Annotated in this window: 17 protein-coding genes and 1 rRNA gene (1 of these 18 only partly in view); 8 read left to right on the forward strand and 10 right to left on the reverse strand. The window is 58.3% G+C overall.

The genetic code is table 11. From position 1 onward, the window contains the following. Both QCL65_RS22865 and tyrS read right to left on the reverse strand, forming a co-directional pair. A 16S ribosomal RNA gene (locus QCL65_RS22865) occupies window positions 1-728 on the reverse strand (it extends 809 nt beyond the left edge of the window). A gap of 525 nt (window positions 729-1,253) precedes the next feature. Then, a complete protein-coding gene (tyrS, locus tag QCL65_RS22870) occupies window positions 1,254-2,453 on the reverse strand; it encodes a tyrosine--tRNA ligase (RefSeq protein ID WP_407312871.1) in 1,200 nt (399 codons plus the stop codon). Between the two features lie 211 nt (window positions 2,454-2,664). Between tyrS and QCL65_RS22875 the strand changes: the two genes are divergently transcribed. Then, window positions 2,665-4,083, forward strand: a complete 1,419-nt coding sequence (locus QCL65_RS22875; protein WP_407312873.1) for a peptidoglycan DD-metalloendopeptidase family protein — start codon at window positions 2,665-2,667, stop codon at window positions 4,081-4,083. 3 nt (window positions 4,084-4,086) lie between these two features. Next, complete coding sequence (locus tag QCL65_RS22880) at window positions 4,087-5,178, forward strand: anhydro-N-acetylmuramic acid kinase (protein WP_407312875.1); 1,092 nt, start codon at window positions 4,087-4,089, stop codon at window positions 5,176-5,178. Window positions 5,179-5,235: 57 nt separating this feature from the next. On the opposite strand, the gene erpA is transcribed toward QCL65_RS22880, so the two are convergent. Together erpA and argC are read right to left on the reverse strand one after the other, a co-directional pair. Further along, the gene (gene erpA, locus QCL65_RS22885) at window positions 5,236-5,586 is read right to left on the reverse strand and encodes an iron-sulfur cluster insertion protein ErpA (protein WP_407312877.1); all 351 of its coding nucleotides are present in this window, start codon (window positions 5,584-5,586) and stop codon (window positions 5,236-5,238) included. Between the two features lie 144 nt (window positions 5,587-5,730). Next, window positions 5,731-6,765: an N-acetyl-gamma-glutamyl-phosphate reductase gene (argC, locus tag QCL65_RS22890; RefSeq protein WP_407312878.1), complete on the reverse strand. Its 1,035-nt coding sequence runs from the start codon at window positions 6,763-6,765 to the stop codon at window positions 5,731-5,733. A gap of 135 nt (window positions 6,766-6,900) precedes the next feature. On the opposite strand from argC, the gene hemJ reads away from it, so the two are divergent. From hemJ to coq7, 5 genes are all read left to right on the forward strand, one after another. Further along, on the forward strand, window positions 6,901-7,326 hold the full coding sequence (gene hemJ / locus QCL65_RS22895; RefSeq protein ID WP_407312880.1) for a protoporphyrinogen oxidase HemJ: 426 nt from the start codon (window positions 6,901-6,903) through the stop codon (window positions 7,324-7,326). A 78-nt stretch (window positions 7,327-7,404) separates the two neighbouring features. Further along, a complete protein-coding gene (locus QCL65_RS22900) occupies window positions 7,405-7,881 on the forward strand; it encodes a DUF805 domain-containing protein (RefSeq protein WP_407312882.1) in 477 nt (158 codons plus the stop codon). A 57-nt stretch (window positions 7,882-7,938) separates the two neighbouring features. Then, window positions 7,939-8,718 (forward strand): SDR family NAD(P)-dependent oxidoreductase, encoded by a 780-nt coding sequence (locus tag QCL65_RS22905; RefSeq protein ID WP_407312884.1) that lies wholly within the window; start codon window positions 7,939-7,941, stop codon window positions 8,716-8,718. A gap of 66 nt (window positions 8,719-8,784) precedes the next feature. Further along, window positions 8,785-9,123, forward strand: coding sequence for a histidine triad nucleotide-binding protein (locus QCL65_RS22910; protein WP_407312886.1), 339 nt, complete (start codon window positions 8,785-8,787; stop codon window positions 9,121-9,123). Between the two features lie 46 nt (window positions 9,124-9,169). Continuing rightward, window positions 9,170-9,817: a 2-polyprenyl-3-methyl-6-methoxy-1,4-benzoquinone monooxygenase gene (coq7, locus tag QCL65_RS22915; RefSeq protein WP_407312888.1), complete on the forward strand. Its 648-nt coding sequence runs from the start codon at window positions 9,170-9,172 to the stop codon at window positions 9,815-9,817. A gap of 63 nt (window positions 9,818-9,880) precedes the next feature. Here coq7 and speD read toward each other — a convergent pair whose 3' ends face one another. Beyond that, window positions 9,881-10,675 (reverse strand): adenosylmethionine decarboxylase, encoded by a 795-nt coding sequence (gene speD, locus QCL65_RS22920; protein WP_407312890.1) that lies wholly within the window; start codon window positions 10,673-10,675, stop codon window positions 9,881-9,883. Between the two features lie 230 nt (window positions 10,676-10,905). After that, a complete protein-coding gene (locus QCL65_RS22925) occupies window positions 10,906-11,328 on the reverse strand; it encodes an OsmC family protein (protein WP_407312892.1) in 423 nt (140 codons plus the stop codon). A 207-nt stretch (window positions 11,329-11,535) separates the two neighbouring features. Here QCL65_RS22925 and crp point away from each other — a divergent pair, with 207 nt between their 5' ends. Next, window positions 11,536-12,174, forward strand: a complete 639-nt coding sequence (gene crp / locus QCL65_RS22930) for a cAMP-activated global transcriptional regulator CRP (RefSeq protein WP_407312894.1) — start codon at window positions 11,536-11,538, stop codon at window positions 12,172-12,174. Here crp and QCL65_RS22935 read toward each other — a convergent pair. From QCL65_RS22935 to QCL65_RS22950, 4 genes are read right to left on the reverse strand one after another with little or no spacing between them, the layout of a single operon-like run. Beyond that, window positions 12,171-12,878, reverse strand: a complete 708-nt coding sequence (locus QCL65_RS22935) for a biotin/lipoate A/B protein ligase family protein (protein WP_407312896.1) — start codon at window positions 12,876-12,878, stop codon at window positions 12,171-12,173. The two genes, crp and QCL65_RS22935, sit on opposite strands and share 4 nt — an antisense overlap. A 9-nt stretch (window positions 12,879-12,887) precedes the next feature. After that, window positions 12,888-13,724, reverse strand: a complete 837-nt coding sequence (trpC, locus tag QCL65_RS22940; protein WP_407312898.1) for an indole-3-glycerol phosphate synthase TrpC — start codon at window positions 13,722-13,724, stop codon at window positions 12,888-12,890. Beyond that, complete coding sequence (trpD, locus tag QCL65_RS22945) at window positions 13,721-14,770, reverse strand: anthranilate phosphoribosyltransferase (protein WP_407312900.1); 1,050 nt, start codon at window positions 14,768-14,770, stop codon at window positions 13,721-13,723. The genes trpC and trpD overlap by 4 nt, the downstream gene beginning before the upstream one ends. A gap of 9 nt (window positions 14,771-14,779) precedes the next feature. Beyond that, entirely contained in the window at window positions 14,780-15,379 is a 600-nt protein-coding gene (locus QCL65_RS22950) for an aminodeoxychorismate/anthranilate synthase component II (RefSeq protein WP_407312902.1), read from the reverse strand. Between the last annotated feature and the right edge of the window lie 10 nt (window positions 15,380-15,389).

The raw sequence follows: 15,389 nt of genomic DNA on the forward strand, positions 1-15,389 counted from the left end.
TCGCCTTCGCCACTGGTGTTCCTTCCTATATCTACGCATTTCACCGCTACACAGGAAATTCCACCACCCTCTACCATACTCTAGCGTGCCAGTTTTGGATGCAGTTCCCAGGTTGAGCCCGGGGATTTCACATTCAACTTAACACACCACCTACGCGCGCTTTACGCCCAGTAATTCCGATTAACGCTTGCACCCTCTGTATTACCGCGGCTGCTGGCACAGAGTTAGCCGGTGCTTATTCTGTCGGTAACGTCAAAACACTAACGTATTAGGTTAATGCCCTTCCTCCCAACTTAAAGTGCTTTACAATCCGAAGACCTTCTTCACACACGCGGCATGGCTGGATCAGGCTTTCGCCCATTGTCCAATATTCCCCACTGCTGCCTCCCGTAGGAGTCTGGACCGTGTCTCAGTTCCAGTGTGACTGATCATCCTCTCAGACCAGTTACGGATCGTCGCCTTGGTGAGCCATTACCCCACCAACTAGCTAATCCGACCTAGGCTCATCTGATAGCGCAAGGCCCGAAGGTCCCCTGCTTTCTCCCGTAGGACGTATGCGGTATTAGCGTTCCTTTCGAAACGTTGTCCCCCACTACCAGGCAGATTCCTAGGCATTACTCACCCGTCCGCCGCTGAATCAGGGAGCAAGCTCCCTTCAACCGCTCGACTTGCATGTGTTAGGCCTGCCGCCAGCGTTCAATCTGAGCCATGATCAAACTCTTCAGTTCAATACTGCATGGGTTTTGTAAAAACCCTAAACTTGGCTCAGCAATCGCAAACTCGAACCCGAAGGATCGAGGTAACTCTTTGATTTCTCGTGGAGTTCTTGTGATGCTGATAATCTAGTTGACATCAGTCTGAGCTCACAAGCACCCACACGAATTGCTTGATTCAGTTGTTAAAGAGCGGTGGGTTGATTCTTTCGTCTCAACCGAGGCGCGCATTCTACGCTAGCCTCACATCTTGTCAAGCGTTTATTTTGAAGTTTTTCCAGAGAATCTCTAGCAACTTCAACCACTTGACCGCTTCGATCACTCGTTAGCGGGAGGCGAATTCTACAGCGTTTAAAACCGCTGTCAACCACCTTTTTAAACCGCTTTCGATCAACTCATCGAAACCCTTCGTAGCGCTGCCTATCCGAACTCTACTTGAGATAAAACATTGATTCTCAAGGAGTTTTCCGTTTCGGCTGCGCCGGAAGTGGGGCGAATTATAGACAGCTGAGCGAGGGCGTCAACCCTTAATTTGAACTTTCACTCAACTTTAAGCGTGACCCGCGCAAAAGCCTTCTTGCCGGCCTGGATAACATGGGTAGCGCCCAGCACGAAGACGAAACCTCGATCGACCGCCCCACCATCTACCTTTACGCCACCGGAATTCAAAAGATCCCGAGCCATCGCCGAGTTCTTTACCAGGCCTGCTTTATTAAGCACAGCCGCGATGGGCATGTCTTCGCCAGCCAGCAGTTCTACCTCGGGCAGATCATCCGGCAGCTCACCTTCTTTCATACGGTTACCCGCACCGCGGTGAGCGTTCGCAGCGGCTTCTTGGCCATGGAAACGCGCGACGATTTCTTCGGCCAACTTGATTTTGATATCCCGAGGGTTGGCGCCTGCTGCTACGTCAGCTTTGAACTGTTCGATCTCAGCCATGGAGCGAAAGCTCAGCAGCTCGAAATAGCGCCACATCAATGGATCGGGGATAGAGACCAGCTTGCTATACATCACACCGGGCGCTTCCTGGATTCCGACGTAGTTGCCCAATGACTTGGACATCTTCTTCACGCCATCCAAGCCTTCAAGCAACGGCATGGTGACGACGCTTTGCGCCTCCTGACCATAAGCGCGCTGCAGCTCACGCCCCATCAGCAAGTTGAATTTCTGGTCGGTCCCGCCTAGCTCGACGTCGGCCCGCAGGGCGACCGAGTCGTAACCTTGCACCAACGGGTAGAGAAATTCGTGAATTGCGATAGGCTGTTTGGAGGTGTAGCGCTTGTCGAAGTCATCGCGCTCGAGCATGCGCGCTACGGTGTACTGCGAGGCTAGGCGAATGAAGTCTGCCGGCGACAACGCATCCATCCAGGTGGAGTTGAAGGCGACCTCGGTTTTAGCGGGGTCTAGAATCTTGAAAACCTGAGCCTTGTAGGTCTCGGCATTGTCGAGCACCTGCTCCCGGGTCAACGGGGGGCGCGTAGCGCTTTTACCACTGGGGTCGCCGATCATGCCCGTGAAGTCTCCGATCAGAAACACCACTTGGTGCCCCAGCTCTTGGAACTGGCGCAGCTTATTAATAAGCACAGTATGGCCCAGGTGCAGATCCGGCGCCGTCGGGTCAAAGCCTGCCTTGATACGCAGCGGCTGCCCACGCTTGAGCTTCTCCACCAGTTCGGACTCGACCAACACCTCTTCGGCGCCGCGCTTGATCAGCGCGAGCTGCTCTTCAACAGACTTCATAAAGGACCCACAAGGCTCAGATTCAAAGGGGCTCAACCATACAAGATCACGCACCAAACACAAGTTTATGCCAATGATGTGACGTCAATGTCTCACTTGAGCGTCTGCGCGCTTGCTTTGGCGAGCTTTTGGTTATATTTTATACAGTTATTTCATCTTTATCATGTCATTCATCTTTTCCAATTCATCTTTTACAAAGTCAAAATTACCTATGACCAACGAACCGCCTAAAGCGCCCCCGCTTTATCCGAAGACCCACCTATTGGCCGCCAGCGGCATTGCCGCCCTTCTCAGCCTTGCGTTGCTGGTTTTTCCATCCAGTGAAGTAGAGGCAAAGAAGACCAACCTCAACCTCGACCTAATGGCTCCAGCCGACATGGGCGCAGAGCCGTCGAGCACCGCCAGCGAAGACACCGTCGAAGAGAACGCTGTTGCCTCGCCTTTTGCGCAGATTCCACAGGAGCCAGCTACCGACGAAACGGCGGCCACTCCCCTGGCTATGCCGCCAGCGGTAGTAGAAGCTAAAGCACCTGGGCACCGTGAAGTGGTCGTCGCTAAAGGCGACACCCTCTCGACACTGTTCGAAAAAGTAGGCTTGCCCACCACAGCGGTCCACGAGGTGTTGGCCGGCGATAAACAGGCCAAGCTGTTCACCCACCTGCGCCGTGGCCAGACCCTCGAATTCGAGGTAACCCCTGAGGGGCAGTTGACCAGCATGCACACCAAGGTCAACGATCTGGAGAGCATTCGCCTGAGCAAAACGGCCAGTGGTTACGCGTTCAGCCGCACGACTAAAAAGCCAGTGACTCGGGAAGCCTACGCCCATGGCGTAATCAACAGCTCCCTGTCGCTCTCTGCGCAACGGGCTGGCTTATCCCATAGCCAGACTATGGAAATGGCCAGCATCCTTGGTTACGACATCGACTTCGCCCAGGATATTCGCCAAGGCGACGAGTTCGATGTGATTTATGAGCAGAAATTCGTCGATGGCAAAGTCGTCGGCACTGGCAATATCCTTTCTGTGCGGTTCATCAACCGTGGCAAGGCTTACACCGCCATTCGCTACACCAGCAAGCAAGGCACCAGCAGCTATTACACGGCCGATGGCAACAGCATGCGCAAAGCGTTTATCCGTACCCCGGTAGACTTCGCGCGCATCAGCTCGCGCTTCTCGATGGGTCGCAAGCACCCAATTCTGAACAAGATCCGCGCGCACAAAGGTGTCGACTACGCGGCCCCAAGGGGCACGCCGATCAAGGCGGCTGGCGACGGCAAGGTGATACTTGCTGGACGCCGCGGTGGTTACGGCAACACCGTGATCATCCAGCACGGCAATACGTACCGCACCCTGTACGGCCATATGCAGGGCTTCGCCAAAGGTGTCAGCACTGGTGGCACGGTCAAGCAAGGTCAGGTCATCGGCTATATCGGGACCACTGGGCTTTCCACTGGGCCGCACCTGCATTATGAGTTCCAGGTCAATGGCGTTCACGTCGACCCCCTGGGCCAGAAACTACCGATGGCCGACCCAATCGCCAAGTCTGAGCGCCAGCGTTTCATGCAACAAAGCCAGCCGCTGATGGCACGTATGGACCAGGAGCGTTCTACGCTACTGGCCAGCAAGCGCTGACCGATGACGTACTACATTGGCGTGATGTCCGGCACCAGCCTGGACGGCCTGGATATCGCGCTGATCGATCAAGATCAAGGCTGCCAGCTGGTAGCCAAGCACTATGTACCCATGCCTCAAGGGCTCAAAGCAGAGCTGTTGACCCTATGCTCGCCGGGGCCAGATGAGATCGCCCGCGCGGCGCTAGCGCAACAGCAATGGGTGCGGCTTGCGGCATCAGGTATTGCGGCGTTGTTGGGCGCACAGAGCATTAATGCCGATCAGGTGCGCGCCATCGGCAGCCATGGCCAGACGGTTCGCCACGAGCCTGCACGCGGGTTTACCGTACAGATCGATGATCCGGCGCTTATGGCAGAGCTGACCGGCATCACCGTGGTAGCAGACTTCCGCCGCCGCGATGTGGCGGCAGGCGGCCAAGGCGCCCCGCTCGTTCCAGCTTTTCATGATGCTTTGTTCGGAGCCAAGGCAAACTGCCTGGCCGTGCTCAACATCGGTGGTTTCAGCAATGTGAGCCTGCTAGAGCAGGGCAAGCCGGTGAGTGGCTTCGACTGCGGCCCTGGTAACGTATTGCTCGATGCCTGGATTGATTTGAAACAAGGCAAGGCCTTCGACGAAGGTGGCGCCTGGGCTGCATCCGGGCAGGTGCAACCGGTTTTACTGGACACATTACTCAGTGATCCCTTCTTCGCCGGCGTCGGGCCCAAGAGTACCGGCCGAGAAGTGTTCAACCTGCCCTGGCTGCAGGCACACTTGAACAGCCTACCTCGCTACCCCGATGCGGACATCCAGGCGACGCTATTAGAGATGACCGCCAGAAGCATCACCGAAGCCGTGTCCGGCGCTCAGCCAGATACCCAGGAACTGCTTGTGTGCGGCGGTGGAGCCCATAATCAGGCGCTGATGGCACGGCTGGCCAGCCTGTTACCCAGAGCCAAAGTCAGCAGCACCGCCGCCCATGGCATTGACCCTGACTGGGTCGAGGCCATGGCCTTCGCCTGGCTCGCACATTGCTGCCTGGAAAACATCCCGTCGAACCGCCCAAGCGTCACCGGCGCAGCGGGCTTGCGCGTCCTGGGCGCCATCTACCCGGCTTGAACGCAGACAGCAAAACGCCGCGCTCAATGGCGCGGCGTTCGCTTATCACCATTACGATCAGATCGAGAACGACTGGCCGCATCCGCAGGTGGTGGAGGCATTCGGGTTGTTGATCACGAAGCGCGAGCCTTCCAGGCCTTCTTGGTAATCCACCTCGGCGCCGGCCAGGTACTGGAAACTCATGGGATCGACCACCAGGCTGACACCCTCACGCTCGACGATGGTGTCGTCGTCTGCAACATCTTCATCGAAAGTGAAACCGTACTGGAAGCCCGAGCAACCGCCGCCCGTGACGAACACGCGTAGCTTAAGACGGTCATTGCCCTCTTCATCGACCAGGGTCTTGACCTTGTTCGCTGCCCCGTAGGTGAACTGCAAGGCCATAGGGGTGAATGATTCGACGCTCATGCTGACTATCTCCCGGCGCAAAGCCGTTTGTGATGCTTAATGGCGCTATTATCCGCTTGTCCGAGAAAAATGGTCAACAATTGTGCAACAGCAGAAATGAAAGAGGCTCGCCAAGCGAGCCTCTGCCGTTACGCACCCCCGAATTTAGGGCATCAGGCCCGCGTGAGACAGCCCCTGCCGCTCGTCGAGGCCGAACATGATGTTCATGTTCTGCACCGCCTGCCCCGAAGCACCTTTTACCAGGTTATCGATCACCGATAGCACGACCACCAAGTCGCCGTCCTGTGGCCGATGCACCGCGATACGGCACACGTTGGCACCACGAACGCTGCGGGTCTCAGGGTGGCTGCCAGCTGGCATGACGTCGACAAAGGGCTCATCGGCGTAACGCTTCTCAAACAACGCCTGCAGGTCGACCGAGCGGTCCGTGACCGTGGCGTAAAGCGTGGAGTGAATGCCGCGGATCATAGGCGTTAGGTGTGGGACGAAGGTCAGGCCCACATCACCGCCTGCGGCCAGGCGCAAGCCTTGAGTGATTTCAGGCAGATGCCGGTGCCCTTTTACGCCATAGGCCTTCATGCTTTCGCCCGCTTCGCAAAACAGCGAACCCACACTGGCGCCCCGACCTGCCCCGCTGACGCCGGACTTGCAATCGGCAATCAGGCGCGAGGCATCAGCCACGCCGGCTTCCAGCAATGGCAAAAAGCCGAGCTGGGTTGCTGTTGGGTAGCAACCCGGCACCGCGACCAGGCGAGCCTGGCGAATTTGCTCGCGGTTGACCTCAGGCAGGCCGTAGACCGCATCCTTGAGCAACTCGGGAGCGCCGTGGGGCTGGCCATACCATTTGGCCCAGACGTCGGAATCTTGCAGGCGGAAGTCCGCTGACAGGTCGATCACCCGCGTTCCGGCGGCAAGCAGCTCGCCCGCCAGGGCATGGGCGACACCGTGGGGGGTGGCGAAGAACACCACGTCACAGGCTCCCAGGGTCTTGACGTCGGGTACGCTGAACGCCAGGCCGTCGTAGTGGCCGCGCAGATTCGGGTAAAGGTCGGCGACCGGTAGGCCGGCCTCGGATCGGGAGGTGATGACCACCACCTCTGCGCTTGGATGCTGCGCCAACAGACGCAGCAATTCGACCCCGGTGTAACCCGTGCCGCCAACGATACCGACCTTAACCATGAACCTGCCCCTCACGAACCATGACTGGAAAGCATTCGATGATAGGTCGCACAGGACGATGTCACAACCGTTGTGATGACGGAGGGCGCGCTTGCCACTACTATCGACGAACCGTGAACCTGGAAAATAACCCTAATGCTCTATCTATGGATAAAAGCGCTGCACATCGTCGCGATCGTTTGCTGGTTTGCCGGGCTGTTCTACCTGCCTCGGCTGTTTGTTTACCACGCGATGAGCGATGACGAGGCCAGCAAACAACGCTTCCAAACTATGGAGCGTAAGCTCTACCGCGGCATCATGATGCCAGCCATGCTCGCCAGCCTGGCCCTGGGCATATGGCTGCTGGTCCTCAGCCCTAGCTGGCTTCAGCAAGGCTGGATGCACGCCAAGCTGACCCTGGTGGTGCTGCTGGTGGGGTACCACCACATGTGTGGTGCACAAGTGAAGCGTTTTGCTCGGGGCGAAAATAAGCGCAGCCATACTTTTTATCGCTGGTTCAATGAGGTGCCGGTTGTTGTTCTGCTCTTGGTGGTCATTCTCGTGGTGGTCAAACCGTTCTAAATAGCTTTGGACAAAGAGCGTCTTTGCGGCTAAAAGCTTGATCGCTATTTCGATCTATGCCGACAAGGACGCTGCCCCATGACTGATCTGCCTCACGAAACCCCCGCCCCTCTGAAAGTATTTACTCACCATGGCCGAATAGGTCGTTTGCGTTACCTCGCCTGGACTTTGCTATTGGTTATCGCAGGGATGGCAGCTGCCCTCGTAACCACTGTGCTAAGGAGTATCGTCCCCCTATTAGTAGGCAACGTGCTGACGGCCCTGACTGGCATCGCGGTCATGGCGGTCGCCTTCCTGATCGGCGCTCGGCGCTTGCATGACCTGGGCTACAGTGGCTGGTGGTGGCTATTGACCTTAGTGCCCTATATTGGGGGCGTGCTTGCCTTGTTGCTGGCGGTACTGCCCGGCAACGCTTTGACAAATCAGTACGGCCCCTGCCCTGCGGTCAACTCGCGGGCCGTCAAGGTCATTGCGTCAATGTGGCTGGTGATGATCGCAGCCGTCGTAGTCGCAGGCTTCATGAAAGACTTCCAATACCTGCCTCGGGCCCATTAGCAGGCGCGTCCTGTAAACTATCTGGCCCTACCTGCGCAGGTGCCTATGGAGAATCGCATGACCCGTTACGCCATGATCACCGGCGCCTCGAGCGGGCTAGGCCTGGCACTTGCCGAAGCCTTGGCACGGCGAGGCCGGGCCTTGATTCTGGTGGCCCGCCAGCGCGAGAGCCTGGAGGCCATCGCCGCTGAGCTCACCCAACGCTTTGGTGTCGAAGTCTTGTTTCGGGCGTGCGACCTGGGTGAGCCGTTGCGCCTTTCGGGCTTTCTGCTGGAGCTAGAAGAAGGCGAGCGCCAGATCGACCTGCTGGTTAACTGCGCGGCCGTTCGCGGCTACGGTCCTTTTCTGGCCCAGGACTGGGGCCAGGAGCAAGACCTGCTCGAACTCAACGTACTCGCCCTTACCCGCCTCTGCCATGCGCTGGGCAATGCCATGGCCGTACAGGGCGGCGGGCAGATTCTCAACGTGGCCTCACTGGCGGCGTTTCAACCGGGGCCTTGGATGGCCAGCTATGCCGCGAGCAAAGCTTATGTCCTGCACTTTTCCGAAGGCCTGCGCGAAGAACTCAAACAAAGCGGGGTAAAAGTGTCGGTACTGTGCCCCGGGGCGGTACGCTCCCTGACGCGGCCCATTCCACGTTTAGCCCACAGCGGCCACAGCCTCAGTGCCGAGGAGGTGTCGCTGTACACTGTTCGAGCTCTGGAGCGCAATTGCGCAATCATCATGCCGGGGCGGCGCAATCGATGGTTACGAGGGTGCAGCCGACTGGCCCCGCGCTGGCTGGCCAGGCGCGTGGCTGGCATGGTTAACAAGGCCTACCGGCCCAGCCCACCATGAGCCGGGCTGGGCTAAACCGCTGCGGCTGATTACACTCAGGCGCACTATTAACAGGGAGAACAGGCTGTGGACACTTTGTTTACCAAGATCATCAACCGGGAAATACCGGCGAAGATCATCTACGAAGACGATCAGGTGCTGGCGTTTCACGACATCGCCCCCCAGGCCCCCGTGCATTTTCTGGTGATACCGAAAAAGCCGATCCGCACCCTCAACGATCTGACCGAGGCCGACACAGCGCTGGCTGGGCACATCCTTTTTACCGCGCAGCGTCTGGCCAAAGAACTGGGCTGTGAAGAAGGCTTTCGCGTGGTAATGAACTGCAACGAGCTGGGCGGCCAGACCGTCTACCATATCCATATGCATGTGCTGGGGCAGCGGCAAATGAATTGGCCGCCAGGCTGACCCGCCCCAAGTGCGATAGAATGCGTGAATGCCCACCGGAGGTGTCATGACCAACGAACGCCACTACTCGCCCATCGACCGTCTTTTGCTGCAGGCCGATACCGCCATGCGCACCCTGCTGCCATTCAGCGGGCAGCCTAGCCGACCCTCTCCAGGGCTGGTCCAGGCTGACACCAAGCTCAGCGATGAAGACGCCCGCCATGTCGCTGGCCTGATGCGCATCAACCATACTGGCGAAGTCTGCGCCCAGGCCCTTTACCAGGGCCAGGCGCTTACGGCCAAACTGCCTCAAGTGCGCAAGGCCATGGAGCACGCGGCCCAGGAAGAAATCGACCACCTGGCTTGGTGCGAACAGCGGATTCGCCAGCTAGGCAGCCACACCAGCGTGCTTAACCCAGTGTTTTACGGGATGTCATTTGGCATCGGCGCGGTTGCCGGACTGGTGAGTGACCGTGTCAGCCTGGGCTTCGTAGCCGCCACCGAAGACCAGGTGGGTAAACACCTGAACGAACATCTGCAGCAACTGCCACCTGAAGACGCCAAGTCCCGTGCCATCCTTGAGCAGATGCAGGCGGACGAAGCAGCACACGCCGAATCGGCCTTGGGCGCCGGCGGTTACCGCTTTCCAGCCCCGGTCAAATTCGGCATGAGTTTGCTGGCCAAGGTGATGACCAAAACGACCTATCGCGTTTGATAAAATACGCTTAAAAAAAGGGGGGCCAACTCAAGTTGGCCCCCTTTTTTTATAAGCTCATGCTCACACAGGCATGTTGCGCCCGTAGAAGATTTCCAGCATCTCGTGCTTCAGGTGCTCGGTCACTTGCTCACGCTGTTCGGCAGACAAGTTGCTGGTGGCATCACCAAACAGATAGTTGTCCAGTTCGAAGTTCTTCAGCAGCATTTTGGTGTGGAACAGGTTTTCCTGATACACGTTAACGTCGGTCATCTGGTAACCGGAACGGGTATCTTCGGACAGGTAGTTCTGAATCGAATTGATTTCATGGTCGATGAAATGCTTGTGGCCTTCGACGTCACGGGTAAACCCACGGACGCGGTAGTCGACGGTCACGATATCCGAATCGAACTGGTGGATCAGGTAGTTCAGCGCCTTGAGCGGTGAAATGACCCCACAGGTGGAAACGTCGATATCCACCCTGAAGGTTGCAATACCTTCCACCGGGTGAATTTCCGGATAGGTGTGAACGGTGATATGGCTTTTGTCCAGGTGTGCCAGGATAGTGTCCGGCAACGGGCCTGGTGACTCCTCGATCTGGCTCTCGGTCGGGGTCACCGGCTGCTCCGAGATCAGGATGGTCACACTAGCGCCTTGTGGGTCGTAGTCCTGGCGGGCGATGTTCAGGATGTTGGCGCCAATGATATCGACGACATCGGTGAGAATCTGCGTCAGACGGGCCGCGTCGTACTCTTGGTTGATGTACTCGACGTAAGCCTGCTGGTCTTGCGGGGTTTCCGCGTAGCAGATGTCATAGATGTTGAAGCTCAAGGTCTTGGTCAGGTTATTGAACCCGTGGAGCTTGAGTTTGCTTTTCACCGTTAAAAACTCTCTATATAAGGTTGCGGCCTTGCCGCGTGATCAAGCATGCCCGTCAGGTTTGAAAGTGACACCTGCGTAGGACGGTTAACACCTCTTCGCGTTGGCGATTTTGGTTGTCTGGTTCAACAGGGCCAGCCCTGAAAAGTGGCGCATTATGCAGACCACAGCGCAGCTCTGCCAGAGTCTGCGCGTCTTTTATGATAACTGCATGTCTGTGAACCGCTGGGTCAGCCTAATTCGACGATTTCATACGCGTGGGTAATCTCAACACCGGCCCGCCCCAGCATGATGGACGCTGAGCAATACTTCTCGGCCGACAGCTCGACCGCGCGTTTGACCTGGGCCTCCTTGAGGCCGCGGCCTTTCACTACGAAACGCAGATGGATGCGGGTAAACACTTTGGGGTCTTCGTCGGCGCGCTCTGCCTCCAAAAAGGCTTCACAGCTTTCAACCGCCTGGCGTGATTTTTTCAGGATGCTCACCACGTCGAAGTTACTGCAGCCACCCAGGCCCAGCAGCAACATCTCCATGGGCCGCACGCCCAGGTTACGCCCACCGCTTTCTGGCGGGCCGTCCATCACCACGACGTGGCCACTGCCCGACTCACCCAGAAACATCGCTTCGCCAGCCCACTGAATACGCGCTTTCATCACTGGAAACCCCGCTTTAAAAAAGTGCGCTAGCTTATCACAGGCCATCTGGCGGCCAAATTGCCCCCACTCGTCTAGGGTTGTAACTCAGCCTTCTAAATACTGAGATACATTTCACGGTGTCTGATAAGCTGGCGCCAATCAAATGGCGTATAGCCACTACCCCTCGCCGCCTGTCTCGCCAATTGATCAACCCGGAAACCCACCATGGTCGTCTCGCGTTCAAAGTTGCAGAACACCGAACGGTTGCTAAGCCACTGCCAGCGGCGACGGTTCGCGGCCAAGACCAACATCATCTGTGCGGGTGACCGCTCGGAGACCCTGTCATTCATTGTCAAAGGCTCCGTGACCATCCTGATCGAGGATGAAGAAGGCCGCGAAATGATCATCGCCTACCTGAACCCAGGAGATTTCTTCGGCGAGTTGGGGCTGTTCGAACCTGCTGATGAGGAGCACGAGCGCAGCGCCTGGGTGCGTGCCAAAACCGAGTGCGAGGTGGCCGAAATCAGCTACGGCAAATTCCGCGAACTCGCCAGCCGCGAGCCGGATATTCTCTATGCCTTGGGTAGCCAGATGGCCCAGCGCCTACGTAACACGACCCGTAAGGTGGGTGATCTAGCCTTCTTCGACGTCACCGGCCGGGTCGCCCGCTGCCTGCTGGACCTGTGCAAGCAGCCTGACGCCATGACTCACCCCGACGGGATGCAGATCAAAATCACCCGCCAGGAAATCGGGCGTATCGTGGGCTGCTCGCGGGAGATGGTCGGCCGAGTACTCAAAGACTTGGAAGAACGCAGCCTGGTGCACGTCAAAGGCAAAACCATGGTGGTGTTCGGCACGCGTTAATGGGACGCCGCGCGGACCTCGGCCAACACCTTCGCGAATGCTTCGGCCAGTGGCTCGACTACCGGCCGGCCCGGGTAGTGCTCAGCAAAGGCGATATGGCTCGCCGCCTGGCAACGCTGAGGCAACCCACACAACTGGTTGAAATGATTGACCGCCTGCACCATCGACTCGCGCTGGTCATCAACCAGCATAGCCCCGTGCACCAACACCACCGGGCGTGTCCCACTCAGGCCCTGACGCCAGCGCTGGGCCGTGCCCACCCATTTGCGCCCAGCGAAGTTCACGTTATAACGGCCATCACAGAACGCGCCGCTAACCTCGCCGAACGAAGGCGCCCCGCCGTACACCTGAACCAGGTCGTACAGCGGTTGGCATAAGCGCTTATAGGCCGTTTCGATACGCCCATGGTCGCCCTCGCTACGAGGGGCGGCGTATACCAGTGCCAGGTTGATCGTGGCGGCTGACTGCGGCACCGGCTCTCCGCCGGTTTCGCGAAGCAGTATGGGCCAGCCTTGGGCGGTCAGCGCTTGCTGCGCCTGCTCGAAGCCTGCCAAGCGGCTCATGCGCCGGGGCATCACCAACGCCTGATCGGTCGGCTGCCAAAACAGCACACCGTCTGGCCGCCGACCGGCACACACGTCGGCCAATAGCGCCTGTTCGGCTTGCAGGCCGGCTTCGATGGTCAGGCGCAGGGGCGTAGCCATAAGGTTGGGTCAGTCCAGGCCAGGCGTAATCGCGTGGGGCACCCGCTCAGGGAAAAACAGCCGCTGCAGCTCGTAGCCTGGGTTCTCGGCACGCATGAACGCTTCGCCCACCAGAAAGGAGTACACGTCGTTGATTTCCATCAACTCAACGTCGGCACGGTTGAGAATGCCACTTTCGGTGATGACCAAGCGGTCCCGGGGGATACGCGGGAGAAGATCCAGCGTGGTCTCGAGGCTGACCTCAAAAGTGTGCAGGTTGCGGTTGTTGACCCCCACCAGTGGTGTATCGAGGGTGTTCAGCGCTCGCTCCAACTCGTCGCCGTCATGGACTTCGACCAGCACGTCCAACCCTTGGCTTTTCGCGACCGCCGCCAGCTCAGCCATTTGCGCATCGCCCAGTGCCGAAACGATCAGCAATACACAGTCAGCCCCCAAGGCCCGGGCCTCGACGATCTGATAGGGGTCGATCATAAAGTCTTTGCGAATCACCGGCAGGCTGCAAGCAGCCCGTGCCTGTTGCAAATAGAGGTCGCAGCCCTGGAAAAAGTCGATGTCTGTCAGCACCGAAAGGCAGGTGGCCCCGCCCTTTTCGTAGCTACGGGCGATCTCCTCAGGAATGAAGGTCTCACGAATCACCCCCTTGCTGGGCGATGCCTTCTTAACCTCAGCGATAACCGCTGGCTGTTTTTTCGCTGCCATGGCCCTCAGCGCCTCGGCGAAACCACGCACGGGATCGGCCGCCGCGGCCCGCTTTTCCAGCTCGCCCAGACTGAACTCAGCTTTGCGCTGCGCAACTTCTTCAGCTTTGCGTGCAAGGATCGTTTGCAAAACGGTGGGCACGCTCATTGTTCATTCTCCTGCTTGAATACCGCGGTAAAGGCACCCAATTCTTCCAACTTCTCCCGGGCCAGGCCCGTGTGCAGCGCATCATGGGCCAACGCTACGCCTTCCTTGAGGGTACGTGCATGATCGGCAGCATAAAGGGCCGCGCCGGCATTGAGTATGATCATTTCGGCCGCTTTTTGCCCTTCTGGGGTTTTGCGCCGGCCCAGGGCATCCCGAATCAAGGTGAGCGAGGCCGCCGGGCTATCGACCACCAGGCCATACAGGCTCTGGCTGTCGATCCCCAAGTCCTCGGGCTGCACCCAATACTCGCTGATCTGGTCATCCTTGAGCTCGGCGACGAAAGTCGGCGCGGCGAGGCTGAATTCGTCCAGACCATCCTGAGAGTGCACCACTAACACATGTTTGCTACCTAAACGTTGCAGTACCTCAGCCAAAGGCCGGCACAGCGCCCGCGAGAACACCCCGACCACTTGATGGCGCACGCCGGCCGGGTTGGTCAGCGGCCCAAGCATGTTGAATAGCGTGCGCAATCCCAGGTCGCGGCGCGGCCCGGCAGCGTGCTTCATGGCGCCATGGTGAGATTGCGCGAACATAAAGCCCACGCCCACATGGTCGACACAGCGCGCAACCTGTACCGGCGACAGGTTCAAATAGACCCCGGAGGCCTCAAGCAGATCCGCGCTACCGCTCTTGCCCGACACCGCACGGTTGCCATGTTTGGCCACCGTACAACCGGCCGCCGCAATGACGAACGCCGAGGCCGTGGATACGTTAAAAATATTCGCGCCGTCGCCCCCGGTGCCGACGATGTCGACGACTCGGTCCAGTGACGTCAGCTCGACCTTGTTGGCCAATTCGCGCATGGCCGTCACCGCACCCACGATCTCGTCGATGCTTTCGCTTTTCATGCGCATGCCCATCATAAAGGCGCCGATCTGCGCCTCCGTGCATTGGCCGGTCATGATTTCCAGCATGACCTCGCGCATTTCTTCGGTGCTTAGGTCCAGCTGACTAACGATGCGGCCCAATGCTGTTTTGATGTCCATAACCTTTCCTTAGCCCTGACGGCTGCCGCCGCTTTGCTTGAGAAAGTTGGCGAACAGCTCGTGGCCCTGTTCGGTGAGAATCGATTCGGGGTGAAACTGCACCCCTTCGACGTTCAGTGTCTTATGCCGCAGGCCCATGATCTCGTCGACGGAGCCGTCTTCCAGCTGCGTCCACGCGCTCACTTCAAGGCAGTCGGGCAGGGTTTCGCGCTTGACCACCAGGGAGTGGTAACGCGTGACCGTCAGCGGGTTGTTCAAGCCTGCGAACACGCCTTGGTCGTGGTGAAACACTGGGCTGGTCTTGCCATGCATGACTTGCCGGGCCCGCACCACATCGCCGCCAAAGGCCTGGCCAATACTTTGATGGCCCAGGCACACGCCGAGAAGCGGCAGTTTGCCGGAAAAATGCCGGATCACCTCCAGCGACACGCCGGCTTCGGTCGGTGTGCACGGGCCAGGCGAAACCACGATGCGCTCCGGGTTCAGGGCTTCGATCTGAGCCAAATCGAGCTCGTCGTTGCGGATCACTTTGACCTGCGCGCCCAGCTCGCCGAGGTATTGCACAACGTTGTAGGTAAAGGAGTCGTAATTGTCGATCATCAGCAACATATTCAGTGCC

This window comes from Pseudomonas sp. nanlin1 (genome assembly GCF_045571515.1).
Lineage (GTDB): Bacteria > Pseudomonadota > Gammaproteobacteria > Pseudomonadales > Pseudomonadaceae > Aquipseudomonas.

What these genes read in the sequence shown, in the direction of transcription:
- trpD (WP_407312900.1), bottom strand. Translation starts at nt 14,770, where the DNA reads ATGGACATCAAAACAGCATTGGGCCGCATCGTTAGTCAGCTGGACCTA.
- hemJ (WP_407312880.1), top strand. Translation starts at nt 6,901, where the DNA reads ATGCTCTATCTATGGATAAAAGCGCTGCACATCGTCGCGATCGTTTGC.
- QCL65_RS22925 (WP_407312892.1), bottom strand. Translation starts at nt 11,328, where the DNA reads ATGAAAGCGCGTATTCAGTGGGCTGGCGAAGCGATGTTTCTGGGTGAG.
- QCL65_RS22875 (WP_407312873.1), top strand. Translation starts at nt 2,665, where the DNA reads ATGACCAACGAACCGCCTAAAGCGCCCCCGCTTTATCCGAAGACCCAC.
- argC (WP_407312878.1), bottom strand. Translation starts at nt 6,765, where the DNA reads ATGGTTAAGGTCGGTATCGTTGGCGGCACGGGTTACACCGGGGTCGAA.
- QCL65_RS22905 (WP_407312884.1), top strand. Translation starts at nt 7,939, where the DNA reads ATGACCCGTTACGCCATGATCACCGGCGCCTCGAGCGGGCTAGGCCTG.
- crp (WP_407312894.1), top strand. Translation starts at nt 11,536, where the DNA reads ATGGTCGTCTCGCGTTCAAAGTTGCAGAACACCGAACGGTTGCTAAGC.
- QCL65_RS22935 (WP_407312896.1), bottom strand. Translation starts at nt 12,878, where the DNA reads ATGGCTACGCCCCTGCGCCTGACCATCGAAGCCGGCCTGCAAGCCGAA.
- QCL65_RS22880 (WP_407312875.1), top strand. Translation starts at nt 4,087, where the DNA reads ATGACGTACTACATTGGCGTGATGTCCGGCACCAGCCTGGACGGCCTG.
- QCL65_RS22950 (WP_407312902.1), bottom strand. Translation starts at nt 15,379, where the DNA reads ATGTTGCTGATGATCGACAATTACGACTCCTTTACCTACAACGTTGTG.
- QCL65_RS22900 (WP_407312882.1), top strand. Translation starts at nt 7,405, where the DNA reads ATGACTGATCTGCCTCACGAAACCCCCGCCCCTCTGAAAGTATTTACT.
- coq7 (WP_407312888.1), top strand. Translation starts at nt 9,170, where the DNA reads ATGACCAACGAACGCCACTACTCGCCCATCGACCGTCTTTTGCTGCAG.
- trpC (WP_407312898.1), bottom strand. Translation starts at nt 13,724, where the DNA reads ATGAGCGTGCCCACCGTTTTGCAAACGATCCTTGCACGCAAAGCTGAA.
- tyrS (WP_407312871.1), bottom strand. Translation starts at nt 2,453, where the DNA reads ATGAAGTCTGTTGAAGAGCAGCTCGCGCTGATCAAGCGCGGCGCCGAA.
- erpA (WP_407312877.1), bottom strand. Translation starts at nt 5,586, where the DNA reads ATGAGCGTCGAATCATTCACCCCTATGGCCTTGCAGTTCACCTACGGG.